The sequence below is a fragment of the Acidovorax sp. Leaf191 genome (genome assembly GCF_001424425.1).
Taxonomy (GTDB): domain Bacteria; phylum Pseudomonadota; class Gammaproteobacteria; order Burkholderiales; family Burkholderiaceae_C; genus Acidovorax.
In genome coordinates this window covers 330,854-344,417 of sequence record NZ_LMPT01000001.1, presented here as the reverse complement: position 1 = coordinate 344,417, position 13,564 = coordinate 330,854, and the positions used below count along the sequence as shown (strand labels likewise).

Annotated in this window: 15 protein-coding genes; 9 read left to right on the top strand and 6 right to left on the bottom strand. The window is 69.1% G+C overall.

Going from position 1 to position 13,564, the window contains the following annotated elements; all coding sequences use genetic code 11:
- Positions 1-93: 93 nt before the first annotated feature.
- The 4 genes from lpoB to ASG27_RS01500 all read left to right on the top strand — a co-directional run bounded on the left by lpoB (position 94) and on the right by ASG27_RS01500 (position 3,582).
- Positions 94-708, top strand: a complete 615-nt coding sequence (gene lpoB / locus ASG27_RS01515; protein ID WP_056410595.1) for a penicillin-binding protein activator LpoB — start codon at positions 94-96, stop codon at positions 706-708.
- A 169-nt stretch (positions 709-877) separates the two neighbouring features.
- The gene (locus ASG27_RS01510; protein WP_056410592.1) at positions 878-1,840 is read left to right on the top strand and encodes a hypothetical protein; all 963 of its coding nucleotides are present in this window, start codon (positions 878-880) and stop codon (positions 1,838-1,840) included.
- 149 nt (positions 1,841-1,989) lie between these two features.
- Entirely contained in the window at positions 1,990-3,126 is a 1,137-nt protein-coding gene (locus ASG27_RS01505; protein ID WP_235503862.1) for an alpha/beta hydrolase, read from the top strand.
- Positions 3,127-3,132: 6 nt separating this feature from the next.
- A complete protein-coding gene (locus ASG27_RS01500) occupies positions 3,133-3,582 on the top strand; it encodes a DUF4952 domain-containing protein (RefSeq protein WP_056410589.1) in 450 nt (149 codons plus the stop codon).
- 15 nt (positions 3,583-3,597) lie between these two features.
- On the opposite strand, the gene ASG27_RS01495 is transcribed toward ASG27_RS01500, so the two are convergent.
- The gene (locus tag ASG27_RS01495; protein WP_200912361.1) at positions 3,598-4,221 is read right to left on the bottom strand and encodes a flavin reductase family protein; all 624 of its coding nucleotides are present in this window, start codon (positions 4,219-4,221) and stop codon (positions 3,598-3,600) included.
- 66 nt (positions 4,222-4,287) lie between these two features.
- The gene (locus ASG27_RS01490) at positions 4,288-5,235 is read right to left on the bottom strand and encodes a LysR substrate-binding domain-containing protein (RefSeq protein WP_056410584.1); all 948 of its coding nucleotides are present in this window, start codon (positions 5,233-5,235) and stop codon (positions 4,288-4,290) included.
- A 169-nt stretch (positions 5,236-5,404) separates the two neighbouring features.
- Here ASG27_RS01490 and ASG27_RS01485 point away from each other — a divergent pair, with 169 nt between their 5' ends.
- Complete coding sequence (locus ASG27_RS01485) at positions 5,405-5,812, top strand: tautomerase family protein (protein WP_056410581.1); 408 nt, start codon at positions 5,405-5,407, stop codon at positions 5,810-5,812.
- A gap of 102 nt (positions 5,813-5,914) precedes the next feature.
- Here ASG27_RS01485 and ASG27_RS01480 read toward each other — a convergent pair whose 3' ends face one another.
- The gene (locus ASG27_RS01480) at positions 5,915-6,736 is read right to left on the bottom strand and encodes an AraC family transcriptional regulator (protein ID WP_056410577.1); all 822 of its coding nucleotides are present in this window, start codon (positions 6,734-6,736) and stop codon (positions 5,915-5,917) included.
- 139 nt (positions 6,737-6,875) lie between these two features.
- Here ASG27_RS01480 and ASG27_RS01475 point away from each other — a divergent pair, with 139 nt between their 5' ends.
- The 3 genes from ASG27_RS01475 (at position 6,876) to ASG27_RS01465 (ending at position 9,320) form a co-directional block, all read left to right on the top strand.
- On the top strand, positions 6,876-8,138 hold the full coding sequence (locus ASG27_RS01475) for an MFS transporter (RefSeq protein WP_056410571.1): 1,263 nt from the start codon (positions 6,876-6,878) through the stop codon (positions 8,136-8,138).
- 124 nt (positions 8,139-8,262) lie between these two features.
- On the top strand, positions 8,263-8,646 hold the full coding sequence (locus ASG27_RS01470; RefSeq protein ID WP_056410568.1) for a VOC family protein: 384 nt from the start codon (positions 8,263-8,265) through the stop codon (positions 8,644-8,646).
- A gap of 161 nt (positions 8,647-8,807) precedes the next feature.
- Positions 8,808-9,320: a DUF1993 domain-containing protein gene (locus ASG27_RS01465; protein ID WP_056166591.1), complete on the top strand. Its 513-nt coding sequence runs from the start codon at positions 8,808-8,810 to the stop codon at positions 9,318-9,320.
- Between the two features lie 244 nt (positions 9,321-9,564).
- On the opposite strand, the gene ASG27_RS01460 is transcribed toward ASG27_RS01465, so the two are convergent.
- From ASG27_RS01460 to ASG27_RS01450, 3 genes are read right to left on the bottom strand one after another with little or no spacing between them, the layout of a single operon-like run.
- Entirely contained in the window at positions 9,565-9,903 is a 339-nt protein-coding gene (locus ASG27_RS01460) for a DUF3325 domain-containing protein (protein ID WP_235503861.1), read from the bottom strand.
- A complete protein-coding gene (locus ASG27_RS01455) occupies positions 9,896-11,581 on the bottom strand; it encodes a PepSY-associated TM helix domain-containing protein (protein ID WP_056410565.1) in 1,686 nt (561 codons plus the stop codon). Before ASG27_RS01455 ends, ASG27_RS01460 begins: the two co-directional genes overlap by 8 nt.
- A 27-nt stretch (positions 11,582-11,608) precedes the next feature.
- The gene (locus tag ASG27_RS01450; protein WP_056410563.1) at positions 11,609-11,905 is read right to left on the bottom strand and encodes a hypothetical protein; all 297 of its coding nucleotides are present in this window, start codon (positions 11,903-11,905) and stop codon (positions 11,609-11,611) included.
- Positions 11,906-12,162: 257 nt separating this feature from the next.
- Between ASG27_RS01450 and ASG27_RS01445 the strand changes: the two genes are divergently transcribed.
- Positions 12,163-13,557, top strand: a complete 1,395-nt coding sequence (locus ASG27_RS01445; protein WP_082485701.1) for an RAD55 family ATPase — start codon at positions 12,163-12,165, stop codon at positions 13,555-13,557.
- Positions 13,558-13,564 lie beyond the last annotated feature (7 nt).

Genomic DNA, 13,564 nt, shown 5'->3' with positions numbered 1-13,564 from the left:
GCGGCCCTTGCGCGGCTACCCGCGCTCGGGGCACGCCAGTTTCAAGCGTTGCAGTCAGCGCAAAGCGCTATGTATCACTAAGGAATCAACACCATGAGCATCAACACCATTCAGCGCACTGCGCTCGTCCTGGCCTTCGCCGCCAGCACCCTGGCCCTGTCGGCCTGCCAGAACCTGTCTTCGCCCACCGTGCGTTTTGACCGCCAGGTCAACTACGGCGACGCCAAGGCGGTCGAGCTGGTGACCAACGAGTTCGGCTCCACCGACCTGCAGATGATTGCCGAGAAGATGACCGGCGGCCTGCTGGAAACCGGCATCTTCCAGGGCCGCCCCACGGTGACGATCTCCACCGTGAAGAACAAGACCAGCGAATACATCGACACCACCAACGTGATGAGCTCGATCCAGACCGCGCTGGTCAAGTCGGGCAAGGTGCGCTTCGTGCGCTCCATCAACGAGATGCAGCAGGGCGTGGACGAGCTGCAGCGCCAGAACCAGAGCGGCCTGTACAAGCAGGGCACCACCGCCAAGGTCGGCCAGATGACGGCGGCCAAATACACCATGGAAGGCGAGCTGACCAGCATCGTCAAGCAGAACAACGCCACCAAGGACGTGTACTACAAGTTCACGCTGAAGCTGTTTGACGTGCAGGAAGGCACGATCGAATGGCAGGACGAAAAAGAGATTCGCAAAACAAGCAAAAGGTAAGAAGCCCCCCTGAGTCGCTGCGCGCCTTCCCCCGAGGGGGACGCCACCCGTGGCCTGGCGGAGCCAGTTCCACGGTGGCGCTGGCGGGCGGCGCGCTCACTTCATGCGGCGTGGGGTCCCTCCGGCGCCGTCCGAATGAATCATTGAAGACGCTCACAAGGAGCACACCATGCAACGCAGAACCACTTTGCACACGGCCCTGGCCGTGATCGCCGCCACCACCATGGCCTGGGGCGGCACCGCCCTGGCGCAGCAGCCCGGCGCGGCGCCCAAGATCGCCGTGACCGACCTGGCCTACGCCCAGCGCGTGTCCGAGTACTTCCTGGCCGGCACCTACCAGCGCAGCAGCCAGATGAGCGCGCAGGCCAGCCACGGCGGCGGCCACAGCCACGGCATGTACGGCGGCTCGGGCTCGTACTCGGGCCAGCAGTCCATGCAGGCGTCCGAGCAGGCCAGCGGCACCTACGTAGCCGGCCGCTACAGCTACATCGAGCAGCGCGAACTGGGCGGCTACACCAACGACATCAAGGGCGCCATCCTGCAGGGCACCTACTTCCGCCTGATCCAGGGCAAGGGCTTCGACGCAGGCAAGCCCCAGCCCTCCAAGGCCGAGCAGGTGCTCAACCAGGTGCAGGGCGGCAAGATGGCCACGCCGCAGGTACAGCCCCAGGTCAACGACGTGATCAGCCGCATCAAGAAGGGCGAGTTCAACGGCGCCGACTACGTGCTGTTCGGCGTGGTGTCGAGCATCGACTTCACCGACGCGCTCTCGCCCCTGCAGGGCACCACCAGTGCCACGCGCCAGTACGGCCTGCAACTCCTGGCGGACTTCTCGCTGATCAACACCAAGACGTACGAGATCAAGGCTGCGTTCTCCGCCCAGGGCGAGGGCAACGACACCAAGATCCTGTCGATCCGTGGCGACATCGCCCCGCCCAACCGTGCCAAGGTGATCCGCGAGACCTCGCTGTCGCTGGCGCAGGACGTGTACCAGCAGATGGCCATGCAACTGGGCTACACCGACGCCCACCTGGCGCGCGGCGTGCGCCCGGCACCGGTGTACCAGCAGGGCGGCCAGCCCATGCCCGTGCCGCAGCAGCAGCAGCCTGAGCAAGTCATCATCTTGAAGTGACCCCCTGAGCGGCTTTGCCGCTTCTCCCAAGGGAGGGGGCGCCACCCGTGGCCTGGCGAAGCCAGTTCCACGGTGGCACTGGCCTGGGGCGTGCCAGTGCGGGGCGCTGTGCCATAGTGTTTGACGGCATTTCTGAGGACATTGCGGCCATGCCAGACTTCGGTGTGCACCACGCCCGGCAACCACCGCTCCGAACCCTTTCCTTTCGTTCGTTCGCCGCATCGCTGCGGCCCCGGGCCAGCCTTGCGCTGGCCTTTTGCATGGCGCTGGGTGGTGTGGCGGGGCTGCTGACCGGGTGCGCGGGGCCGGCGCAGGTTGATGCACCGGCAGTGTCCGAGACCATGGCGGGCGGGTATGAACCCGCTTCTGCCGATGACGCCGACGCTGCTGCAGTGGCTGCAGCGCAGGGCGAGCACTTCGTGCGCCGGTCGCTGCCAGGTGCGGACGGGGCCACGACGCTGCAGGTCCTCACGCGCGACGCGCGCACCGCGCCGTTACGTTACCGCGTGATCGTCATCCCGGGCTCCGGCTGCGCGGGCATGGGTCCGATCGCCGAGCGCTACTTCGCCGGTCTGCTGCACGCGCAGGTGCTGGTGCTGCACAAGCCCGGTGTGGACCCGCAGGCACGCACGGCCCCGGGCGATTGCGCGCGGGACTTTGTGCTGCACGACCGCCTGTCCGCCTGGCTCGCGCATGCACGCGCTGCCCTGCAGGCCGATGCGCAGCAGCGCGCGCGGAAAGGCGGGCCCGCGCTGCCCCAGTTGCTGGTCGGCATCTCCGAAGGGGCCGAGCTCTTGCCCGCCCTGGCGCCCGAAGTGCCGCAATTGGCGGGCCTGGTGCTGCTGTCGGCCAGTGGGCTCGACCCGCAGGAGGCGGGCACGCTGCAGGCGCAGCGCCTGGGCGCGCAGGCGGACTGGGACGCACTGGCCCGCAGGGTGGCCAGCCGCCAGCCCGACACCGCCGTGGCGCAGGGCCGCAGCCTGGGCTACTGGCGCGACCTGTGGAGCTGGCCGCTCACGCTGCCGCTGGTGCGCAGTCCCTGGCCGCTGCTGCAGGTGTGGGGCGCCGACGATGCGCTGGTGCCTGCTGCGGCCTACGAACGTTTTGCCGGGCTGGCCGCGGTGCGCACCGTGCCGTACTGCGCGCGCAGCCTTGCCGGCGCCGACCACGGCCTGCAGCGCCGCACTGCCGATGGGGCCGCCGACGGGGTGCAGCAGGTCTGGGCCTGGACCGAGCAATGGGCACGCACCCCGGCCGCCGGGCTGTGCGGGCCCCTGGGGCGCTGACCAGCCATGGCGCGCACCGCTGCCTTGTGTCTGAGCCTTGCGCTGGCCCTGCTCGCACCCGACGCTGTCGGCCAGACGGTGCCTGCTCCCGCGTGCGGTGATTTCCTGGCCGCGCAGCGGCACAAGCCGCCGGGCCTGCAATGGACGGGATGCACCGAAGACCACTTTCACCAACTGCGCGCCCTGGTCGCCACCTACCGCGTGCCGGGCGCCCAGGCCGCCGCCGTGGAGCGCTACCTCGTGCGCCGCACCGGCATGGCGCGCCTGCACTTCGTGTGCTGCGGCTGGGAGCCCCGCAACCGCCGCGGCCGCGAGGGCGCCGGCAGCCTGCCGGGGCCGGCCGAGGCGTACATCGTGGAGATGGCTGCCGGCGACACCCTGGTCACGCGCCGCAGCGACTGGGCGCAGATCCCGTGGTTCGAGGTGCGCGTCACGCTGCCGCTGGAGTCGCCGTAGCCCCGGCGCTCCTGCTCAGCGCGGCCGGTACATCTTGAACAGCTGCTCCGGCCCCACCGTGAAGTAGTCGGCCGGGCCCCCGGCGCGCAGGATGTGGCCGGCGTTGGCGGTGTCGTACACACCGTCCTTGAGCAGCCGCTGGTCGATGTGCACCACCACCACCTCGCCCAGCACCAGCCAGGTGGGCACCTGCACCCCATCGGCGCCCTGCAGCTGCAGGATCTGCGTGCTGCGGCATTCGAAGGCCACGGGGCTCTCGGCCACGCGCGGCGGGCGCACCTGCGCGGACGGCCGCGGCGTGAGGCCCGCAAGGGTGAACTCGCTGACCTCGGGCGGCGCGTTGGCGCAGCTCTGGTTCATGGCCTCGGCCAGGTCGCGCGTGGCCAGGTTCCACACGAACTCGCCGGTCTCCTGCACATTGCGCACCGTGTCCTTGAAGCCGATGCTCGCAAAGCCCACGATGGGCGGCACGTAGTTGAACGCGTTGAAAAAACTGTAGGGCGCCAGGTTGGTGGCGCCCGCCGCGCTCTGCGTGGAGATCCAGCCGATGGGGCGCGGCCCCACGATGGCGTTGAACGGGTCGTGCGGCAGGCCGTGGCCCTGGCGGGGTTCGTAGCTGTGGATGGCGGAATCGGTCATGGCGGGCGCGCTGGGCGGGTGCGGGTTGGATGCAAGGGACGCAGGAAGGCCCATCGTAGAACCAACTCAGCCTGCGTGCGGGCCTGGGGGTATCGCCTGGGCCGCGGCCTGCGCCAGGAGCCAGGCGCAGAACGCGTCGAGCCGCGGGTGGGTGCCCGCGCGGCGCCGCAGCACGTAGTCGTAGCCCGAGGCCACGAAGCCCAGCGGTGCCACCAGCCGGCCGGCCTGCACGTCGTCCATCACCAGGTGCCAGGGCGCCACGGCCACGCCCAGGCCGCGCACGGCGGCTTCCAGGGTGAAGTAGTAGTGCTCGAACTCGGGCGCCGTGGGGCCCGCCGTGGGCAGCGGCGCGCCGGAGGCTGCGGCCCACATGGCCCAGGCATTGCGCCGCGTGCGGGTGTGCAGCATGAGCGGCGGCAGGGCCGGGGTGGCCATGTCGGCGGGTTGGCGCAGGGTCAGGCGCTGTGCCAGCGCGGGGCTCAGCACCGGGCCGAGGTGTTCGGCAAACAGGCGCGGCGGGGCGGTGCCGGTGCCTGGCTCACCCCCGTACTCCGGGGCGTTCCCCGAGTGGTCGCAGGCTTCGGCGGTGATGGCCACGTCGCAGTGCGTGGGGTCGGCTCCGGGGCCGGTGCGCAGGCGCACCTCGATGCCGGGGTGCCGCGCCTGGAAGTCGAACAGCCGCGGGATCAGCCACTTGACGGTGAGGGTGCTGAAGCAGGCGACGTCCACCGGGCCGCGGCTGCCGTCGCTGACCTCGCGCACGGCGTCGGCGATGTGCGCGAACGCCGTGGTCAGCACGGGCTGCAGCACGCGCGCCGCCGGGGTGAGCGTGGGCCGGGCCTTGCTGCCGTCGAACAGCGGCACGCCCAGGTGCTGCTCGAGCTGGCGCACCTGGCGGCTCACCGCGCCGGGCGTGACCGACAGCTCATCGGCCGCAGCGGTCATGCGGCCCAGGCGGGCAGCGGCTTCGAAGGCGCGCAGAGCGCTCAGCGGGGGCAGGCGGTGGTGGCTCATCTATGTGAGTTTATGGCACGCATGGGTGGAGAAATCATCGCTTTTCATGGAAGAGGCGGATGGCAAGAATGGCCGCCGGCTGGTGCGGTGGCGGCCTGAAAGGCGTGTGACTGCCCCGACCCACCGAACTCCGATTATTTGATATTGAAGAACATACAGGAAGCACTTCATGCCCTTCATCCGTACCAACGTTCCGCAAGACACCCCCGCCGCCACGCGCGAAGCCATCGTGCAAGGTATCCACCAGGCACTGGTGGACAGCATCGGCATGCCGCCGGACGAACTGTTCAACGTGGTGGCCGGCTATGCGCCAGGCGACTTCGCCTGCAGCCGCACCTTCAACGGCGTGGCCCGCTCCGACCGCGTGGTGGTGGTGGAGATCACCCTGCGGCGCGGGCGCAGCGATGCGATGAAGCGCGCCCTGTATGCCGCCGTTGCGCGCAACCTGCAGTCGATGGCGGGCGTGGCCCCGGCCGATGTGTTCATCTTCATGCACGAGAACGACTATTCCGACTGGTCCGTGGGCCACGGCCGGTTCGCCATGGAGCTGGCGCAGCAAACGGGCGCGCCCCGCTGAGCGGAGTCTGCGGCTGGCGCGCCGCCGGCACCACGGGGAGGCACAACGTACTCCCAATCTTTGCTATGAAATCAATAGCTGTTTGCGCTTGCCGAGAGCGCGCTAGGCAGTGCTTTTGCCGATGAAAGAGCTTGGCGGCTGCCCCATGGCCGTCTTGAACATCGCCGAAAACGCGCTGTCGCTCGCGTAGCCACTGGCCGCCGCCACCTGGGCCACGGGCTCGCCGCGCGCCAGGCGGGGCAGGGCGTGGGCCAGCACCGCCTGGCGGCGCCACTGCGCAAAACCCATGCTGAACTGCGCGCGGAACAGGCGCGCCAGCGTGCGCTCGCTGGCGCCGCTGTCGGCCGCCCAGTCGTGCAGCGTGGCGTAGCGGCCCGGCGCGTCCAGCACGGCCTGGCACAGCGCACGCAGGCGCTTGTCGCTGCCCGGCCCGGGCAGGGGCACGCCCAGGGCCAGGCTTTCGGCGTGGCCGATCTCATCGAGCACCAGACCGGTCAGGGCCGCCATGCGCGCGGGGCCGGGCGGCGGGCCGCCCACCGGGTCCAGCGCGGACACCAGCTCGCGCAGCAGCGGCGTCACCGCCATCACGCGGCAGTGGGCGCCCACGGCCGGCACCACGCTGGGGTCGATGTACAGCGTGCGAAAGGCCGCGGCCTCCAGCACCGCCACCGCATGCAGCGCGCCGGGGGCGATCCACACCGCGCGCGAGGGCGGCACGATGTACGCCGTGGCGGCGGCCGCGGCGTGCACGCTCACCTGGATCACGCCGCTGGCGCAGTAGGCCAGTTGTCCCCACGCGTGGCGGTGGGGCTCGAAGTGCATGTCGGCCGGCATGTCGCGCGCCCGCACCCGCACGGGGCTCTCGGGCGTGGGGGTGAACGGGTCGATGTCTCCAAGCGGAGCGGCTTGGCTGGTGCGGGCCATGGCGGGGTTGGCAAAAAAAGCGGTGTTTTGCGCTGGCGGTCTGCCGCAGACCGACGGTTTGGACGGTTTGGCGCAAATTCGCCGAAAGCTGTCGTTCCGTCGCATTCCAGAAACCGGGGCCCAATACTACGATGCCCCCATGACCACCGCAAACGCCACCAGCCTTCCGCCTGCCCCCATCCCGTTGCGCGCTGACGCCAGCGTCATCGGGCTGGTCGGCATCGCCCACCTCATCAGCCACTACAGCCAGCTGCTGCTCGCCCCGCTGTTCCCGTGGCTGAAAGACGCGTTCCAGGTCGGCTACACCGAGCTGGGTTTTCTCATGACCATCTTCTTCGTGGTCTCGTGCGCGGTGCAGGCGGGCTCGGGCTTCGTGGTGGACCGCTTCGGGCCCCGGCCCATCCTGTTCGGCGGCCTGGCGTTGCTGGGCGTGGCGGCCTTCGGTTTTGCGGCCAGCACCAGCTACGCCATGCTGGCGGGCTTTTCGGTGCTGGCAGGCATCGGCAACGGCGTGTTCCACCCGGTGGACTACACGCTGCTCAACCGCCGGGTGAGCGCGCCGCGCCTGGGCCATGCCTACAGCGTGCACGGCATCACCGGCAGCCTGGGCTGGGCGCTTGCGCCCGCCATGCTGGTGCCGATCGCCATCGCCACCTCGTGGCGCGTGGCGCTGGTGTGCGCGGGCGTGCTGGCGTTCTCGGTGCTGCTGGTGCTGCTGGTCAGCCGCCGCCACCTGGCGCTGCCACCCCTGCCTGCGCCGAGCCCTGCGGCCAAGTCCGCCGCCACGGGTGCGGCGGGGCAGGGCGGCAACTTCGCGTTCCTGCGCATCCCGGCCGTGTGGATGTGCTTTGCGTTCTTCTTCTTCTACGCCGTGGCGCTGAACGTGGTGCAGGCCTTCGCCCCCGAGGCCGCGCGCCAGCTGCACGCCGTGCCCGTGGCGCTGGCGGCGATGTGCCTCACGGTCTACATGGTGGCCAGCGCGGGCGGCATGGTGCTGGGCGGCTTTCTGGCGGCCGACCCCACCCGCTGCGAGCGCATCGTGGGTATCGGTTTCGGCCTGGCGGCCTGCGTGGCCGTGGCACTGGCCCTGGCGCACCCGCCCGGCGTGCTGGTGCCCGTGCTGTTCGGCGTGATGGGCTTTTGCGCGGGCATCGCCGGCCCGTCGCGCGACCTGCTGGTCAAGCGCTCCACGCCCGAGGGCTCCACCGGCCGTGTCTACGGCATCGTGTACTCGGGCCTCGACATCGGCCAGGCGCTGTCGCCGCTGCTGTTCGGCGTCCTGCTCGACCAGGGCCGCTTCACGGCAGTGCTGCTGGGGCTGGCCGTGGTGCAGGGCGTGCTGATCGCCAGCGCGTTCAATGTGCGCCGGGTGCGCAGGACGCTGGCGCCAGCCGCGGCCTGAGCGGGGCCGGGCAGGGCGGCAGCCTGCCACGGGGCCCAGGGGGTGGATCTCGATGAGAATGGCGGCGGCCTCTTTCATTCATCGGCCTGTCCATCCCACTGCCAGGAGATCCACCGTGTCCACCATGCCCCCGTCCGGCGCCGTCGTTTTTGCCAAGGATATTCAGCGGCTCGCTGCGTTCTACGAGCAGCTGTGCGGCCTGACCGTGGTGCATGCCGAGAGCGACCACATCGTGCTGGAGTCGGGCGCGGTGCAGATCGTGGTCCACGCCATTCCGAAGCGGATCGCCCGGACCATCACCATCACGCAGCCGCCCGTGGTGCGCGAGGAGACCCCCATCAAGCTGTTCTTCGCCGTGCCGGACCTCGCCCAGGCCCGGCTGCGGGCTGCGGAGCTGGGCGGGCAGATAGCGCCTGCAGGCAAGGAATGGGAGGCCCGGGGCTTTCGGGCCTGCGATGGCCATGACCCCGAAGGCAACGTGATCCAGCTGCGCCAGCGCCTGGCCTGACGCGGCCGGGCCGGCGCGCAGAAAAAGGCAGGGTGCCAGCACGGAGTGCGCCGATGTGCTGCAATGCGCTCCGGTCCCGGCAGGCAACGAACAACCCAGCCGCCGGGCACTGACCATTCTTTCCCTGTGCTTGACTCCATCCCCAGACCAGAAACCCTGCCATGACCTCTCCCCTGTACAACGCCAGCGTCCCGGTCCTTCGCCAGATGCTGAACTCGCTCAAAGACATCCTGGCCAAGACCGAGGCCCACGCCACGGCCCGCAAGATCGAGCCCGACGCCCTGCTGCAGGCGCGGCTGTTCCCGGACATGTTTCCCCTGGCGCGCCAGGTGCTGATCGCCTGCGACTTCGCCAAGGGCGTGGCGGCGCGGCTGGCGGGTGTGGACGTGCCCTCGTACCCGGACGCGGACCGCCCCGGTTTTGCTGATCTGAACCAGCGCATCGACACCGTGCTCGCCTTCATCGCGAGCCTGCCCGTGGAGGCCTTTGCCGATGCCGCCACGCGCACCATCATCCTGCAGGCCGGCACGCCGAAGGAAAAGCAGTTTGTGGGCGAGCAGTACCTGCTGCACTACGGCCTGCCGCAGTTCTTCTTCCACGTGACTACCGCCTATGCGCTGGCCCGCCACAACGGCGTGGAGCTGGGCAAGCGGGACTACATGGGCAAGGCCTGAAGCCCCCTGAGCCGCTGCGCGGCTTCCCCCTCAGGGGGACGCACCCAGTGGCCCGGCGAAGCCGGTTCCACGGGTGCACTGGCGTTGGGGGCGCGCCGGTGTTTGAGGGCGTGGCGGAATCGGGCTTGGGCAGCCACGCCTCCCGATATTTCACAACCCGTTCGGGCTGAGCTTGTCGAAGCCGGTGCGCAAACGTTGCACCATCAAGCCCTGAGTTCAGCGAGCAATCTGTGGGTGACGGCGGTTACCTGGCCACGCCAGCGGGACTGCGGCGCACCCAGGCAATCAGCACCCCCAGCACGCGGGGCCGCCACGACAGCGTGAACGCGATGGTGAGCGCCGCGCCCGCGAGCGCCATGAACCATACCAGCGACGCCATCGATGCGTGGTCCACGGCCAGGCACAGGGCCAGGGCCACGAGCAGGCCGGTGGCGCCCATCCAGCGCAGGGTGCGCACGGTGTGGCGCTGCAGGGGCTCGGTGCCGCGCACCTGCTCCCAGTGCGCGTCCATCGACAAGGCCAGCCATCCGAGGCTGATCACATTGACCGCCACGGCGGCGGTCAGCAGCAGGGCGTCAGGCACGGGCGGTCTCCAGCGCAGCGGCGGCGCCTGCATCTGTGCCAGAGGGGGTCAACTGACCCTGAGCGCGGCGATGGAGCTTGCGCGCGGCGAGCACGGCGATGGCGCTGCTGGCCAGGATGGCCAGGTCCACACCGGCCACCGGCCAGTAGCCGTTGCCGATGGTGCGCAGCAGGTGGTCGCCGGTGGTCACCCAGTTGAGCAGCACCGCGGCCACGCCCAGCACGGCGATGGCCCAGCACTGCTCGGCCCAGGCCGGTGCCATGCGGGCGCTGGCGACGGGGGCGGTGCGCCAGATGCCGTGCGCAAACGCCAGGGCCCAGGCGCCCCAGAAGATGGCTTGTTCCCAGTCTCCGCGCCCGGCGAGGTCTGTCGGCAGCAGGCGGTTGCCGATGAGCATGGTCAGCGCTGCGATGACGATGCCCGTCACGGTGGACACCGCAAACGCATCCACCCAGCGCGCACCGGTCACGCCCTGCTTGGCGTGCTGGCGCTTGCGCTTTTCCACGAAGAAGATGAAGCCGGTGGCAATGCACACGCAGCCCGACAGGCCGCCCAGCACATACAGCCAGCGCAGCAGCCAGTGGCGAAAGTGCTGCAGGTGCAGGCCGGTGAGGAAGGTGTTGACGCTGGCCACCGCGGTCTGGGGCGGGTCCTCGCGCAGCACGTCGCCGGTGCTGCCCTTGAAGTGGATGCCGTTGCCCACCAGCGCGATGCGGTCGGTGCCCGCGCGGTAGATGCTCACGTACGCATTGGCATCGCCCACGTGCCGCACCACCAGAAAGCCCACGTCGCCCGCCATGCCCTGCGCGGCCCACCGGCGCTGGGCTTCGGTGACCATGGTGTCCACGGAGGCCAGCGTGCCGGGCACGCCCGCGCGGTCGTGGGGCAGGCCGGTCTCGGCGGCCTCGTGTTTTTCATGCAGCTCGTGCAGCGGGTGCAGCTGCGTGTGCGTGATGGGAAAGTAGGTCCCGCCAAAGATCACCAGCCCCGAGAACGCGAAGATGAAGTGAAACGGCAGCGCCACCACGCCCGTGAGGTTGTGCAGGTCGAGCGCGCTGCGCTGCGTGTGCTTTTTCGGGCGGAAGGTGAACAGCTCGCGGAAGATCTTGCGGTGCATCACCACGCCGCTGACCAGGGCCACCAGCATCATCAGCGCTGCGAACCCCACGACCCAGGTGCCCAGGTTCTTCCAGTTCAGGTTCAGGCTGTAGTGCAGCGGGTAGAAGAACTGGCTGCCGATCTTGAGGTGGTCATCGGGCAGCGCCGCGCCCGAGCGCGGGTCGATGGTGCGGCTGCCCCAGACGGTGTCTTCGGGGTCCTTGGCGTTGGGCAGCTCGTAGCCCGCAAACAGGCCCAGCACCGGGTCGCGGTGGGTGGTGTAGGCGCTCCAGGTGTTGATGACCGGAAAGCTCTGCGCGATGGGCCCGTTCACGCGGCTCTTGGCCGCCTCCACGTTGGCCGCATCGGGCTTCATGTCCTGGAACACCGGCTTCAGGACCTTGTCGAACGAGGGCATCGGCTGCGGTTCGAACCGCGTCGCAGGAATCGCCCAGCGGTCGATCTCGCGGTCGAACACCGACAGCGAGCCGAAGAAGAAAACGACCATCAGCACGAAGCCCAGCACCAGGCCGAACCAGGTGTGCAGCCAGGCCATGGTGAGCCGGAAATTTTGAAACATGGGACCTATCTCCTCAGGGCGTGCAGATCACAGGATGGCGCGCTGCACCAGCCAGGCAGCACCCGTCATCACCGCGCCGCCGCCGGCCAGCACCAGCCACACGCGCTTCACGCTCGCCGCCGCAAAGGCCCACACAAAGGCCACCAGAAAGACGATGAAACCCACGATGTAGCCCAGCGCCTCGGCGTCGTGGAACTCCATGCGGGCCGCGAACAGCAGGCCGATGGCCAGCGCGATGAAGCCCCAGGTGAAGGCATACCCGCCCAGCACCCCCGCTGCGATGCGCGAAACGATGTTCAGGCGGGAGACTGCGCTGGTGGCCATGGGTGCGAAGATGCGAGTGGGATTGGTGATGAGACTGATTCGTAATTATGCCGTCCCTCGACCGATTACCCCATGGATGCCATGGTGATTGGGCGTCTTGCGGCGGCTGTGCGGCGCGCCGGTGGCGGGCGCTCTGCGCGCGTTTCGCAGGCCGCGTGCCGTCCTAGAATCGGCATTTCCGGTACCCCGGTCCCGCGCGCCGCCGGCGTGCGGTGGCGCGGGTCTGTTCTCCACCACCTCCTGTCACGCCAATAAGAATGAAACGATTGCCCACCCTTGTGGAAGGTTTGGACGAGATCCTCAACGGCGGTCTGTTCGAGGGCGGCGTGTACATCTTCGAGGGCCCGCCCGGGGTCGGCAAGACCACGCTGGCCAACCAGATCGCCTACACGCTGGCCCGGCGCGAGATCCGCACGCTGTACGTCACCATGCTGGCCGAATCCCATGCGCGCATGCTGCAGCACATGGAGCAGCAGATCTTCTTCGACCAGCAGGAAGTCAGCGCCACCGTGTTCTACGTGAGCGGCTACCGCGAGCTGGAGCAGGGCGGCCTCAAGTCCGTCGTCGAACTGCTGCGCGCCGAGCTGATGCGCCACCGGGCATCGCTGCTCGTCATCGACGGGCTGGTGGTCAACAGCCTGGAGACCATGACCAACGACTCGGTGCGCCAGTTCGTGCACGAGCTGCAAAGCCTGGTCAGCGCCATGTCCTGCACCAGCCTGGTCCTCACCAGCGGCAACGGCAACGCGCTGAGCGCGGAGCAGACCATGGTGGACGGGATCTTCTCGTTCGAGGACCACGGCTTTCACTGGCGCGCCGAGCGACGCATGCAGGTGCGCAAGTTCCGCGGCAGCCAGATCATCCGCGGGCAGCACACGTTCTGCATCTCCACGCAGGGCCTGCAGTTCTTTCCGCGATTGGAGAGCCTGCCGCTGACCGGCACCCACGCCAGGCTGGGCAAGACCGCCATCTCCACCGGCATGCCCGCGCTCGACGGCGTCCTACACGGCCGCGGCATCCTGACCGGCAGTGCGTCAGCGGTGATAGGGCAAACTGGCACAGGAAAAACCACATTGGCTCTGGCCTTTGCCGCCTGCTCCACACCCGACGCGCCAGGCTTGGTGCTTTCGTGCACGGAACTGGGCAGCGACCTGCGCCAGCTCGGCTCGGAACTGGGGCTCGGCATCGAGGCCGCGGTCACCTCCGGGGCCCTGTCGATCAGGAACCTGGGACACGAAGACGAGTCGATGGACGAGATGGGCCACAAACTGCTGCGGTTGGTCGATGAGCTGAAGATCCGGCGGCTGGTCGTGGATGGGGTTGCCGGGCTGGCGGACACCCTGGCGTTTCCGGAGCGTGGCTACCGGTTCCTCGGCCGCCTGCTGATCGAGTTGAGGCAGCGCGGTGTGACATCGCTGTTCACGGTCGACCCCGATGCGCTGGCCGTCGCTGCAGGAACGCCGCTGGCCGATGGTGTGACGGGCTGGTTCGACAACGTGTTCACGTTCGAGACGGGGCCCACGCGCGACAGAAAGGTGGACCAGCGTGTGCTCACGATCGGCAAGGTGCGCGGTGGCGGTGGCGGGGCCACACAGTCGACGGTCGACCTGTTCGTTTCATTCTCCAAGGCCGGTGAGGCCTCCGCTGTTTAAATGAAAG

Bases quoted from the DNA above. Each gene is read 5' to 3' on its own strand.
- lpoB (WP_056410595.1), top strand. From the start codon at position 94: ATGAGCATCAACACCATTCAGCGCACTGCGCTCGTCCTGGCCTTCGCC.
- ASG27_RS01510 (WP_056410592.1), top strand. From the start codon at position 878: ATGCAACGCAGAACCACTTTGCACACGGCCCTGGCCGTGATCGCCGCC.
- ASG27_RS01505 (WP_235503862.1), top strand. From the start codon at position 1,990: ATGCCAGACTTCGGTGTGCACCACGCCCGGCAACCACCGCTCCGAACC.
- ASG27_RS01500 (WP_056410589.1), top strand. From the start codon at position 3,133: ATGGCGCGCACCGCTGCCTTGTGTCTGAGCCTTGCGCTGGCCCTGCTC.
- ASG27_RS01495 (WP_200912361.1), bottom strand. From the start codon at position 4,221: ATGACCGATTCCGCCATCCACAGCTACGAACCCCGCCAGGGCCACGGC.
- ASG27_RS01490 (WP_056410584.1), bottom strand. From the start codon at position 5,235: ATGAGCCACCACCGCCTGCCCCCGCTGAGCGCTCTGCGCGCCTTCGAA.
- ASG27_RS01485 (WP_056410581.1), top strand. From the start codon at position 5,405: ATGCCCTTCATCCGTACCAACGTTCCGCAAGACACCCCCGCCGCCACG.
- ASG27_RS01480 (WP_056410577.1), bottom strand. From the start codon at position 6,736: ATGGCCCGCACCAGCCAAGCCGCTCCGCTTGGAGACATCGACCCGTTC.
- ASG27_RS01475 (WP_056410571.1), top strand. From the start codon at position 6,876: ATGACCACCGCAAACGCCACCAGCCTTCCGCCTGCCCCCATCCCGTTG.
- ASG27_RS01470 (WP_056410568.1), top strand. From the start codon at position 8,263: ATGCCCCCGTCCGGCGCCGTCGTTTTTGCCAAGGATATTCAGCGGCTC.
- ASG27_RS01465 (WP_056166591.1), top strand. From the start codon at position 8,808: ATGACCTCTCCCCTGTACAACGCCAGCGTCCCGGTCCTTCGCCAGATG.
- ASG27_RS01455 (WP_056410565.1), bottom strand. From the start codon at position 11,581: ATGTTTCAAAATTTCCGGCTCACCATGGCCTGGCTGCACACCTGGTTC.
- ASG27_RS01450 (WP_056410563.1), bottom strand. From the start codon at position 11,905: ATGGCCACCAGCGCAGTCTCCCGCCTGAACATCGTTTCGCGCATCGCA.
- ASG27_RS01445 (WP_082485701.1), top strand. From the start codon at position 12,163: ATGAAACGATTGCCCACCCTTGTGGAAGGTTTGGACGAGATCCTCAAC.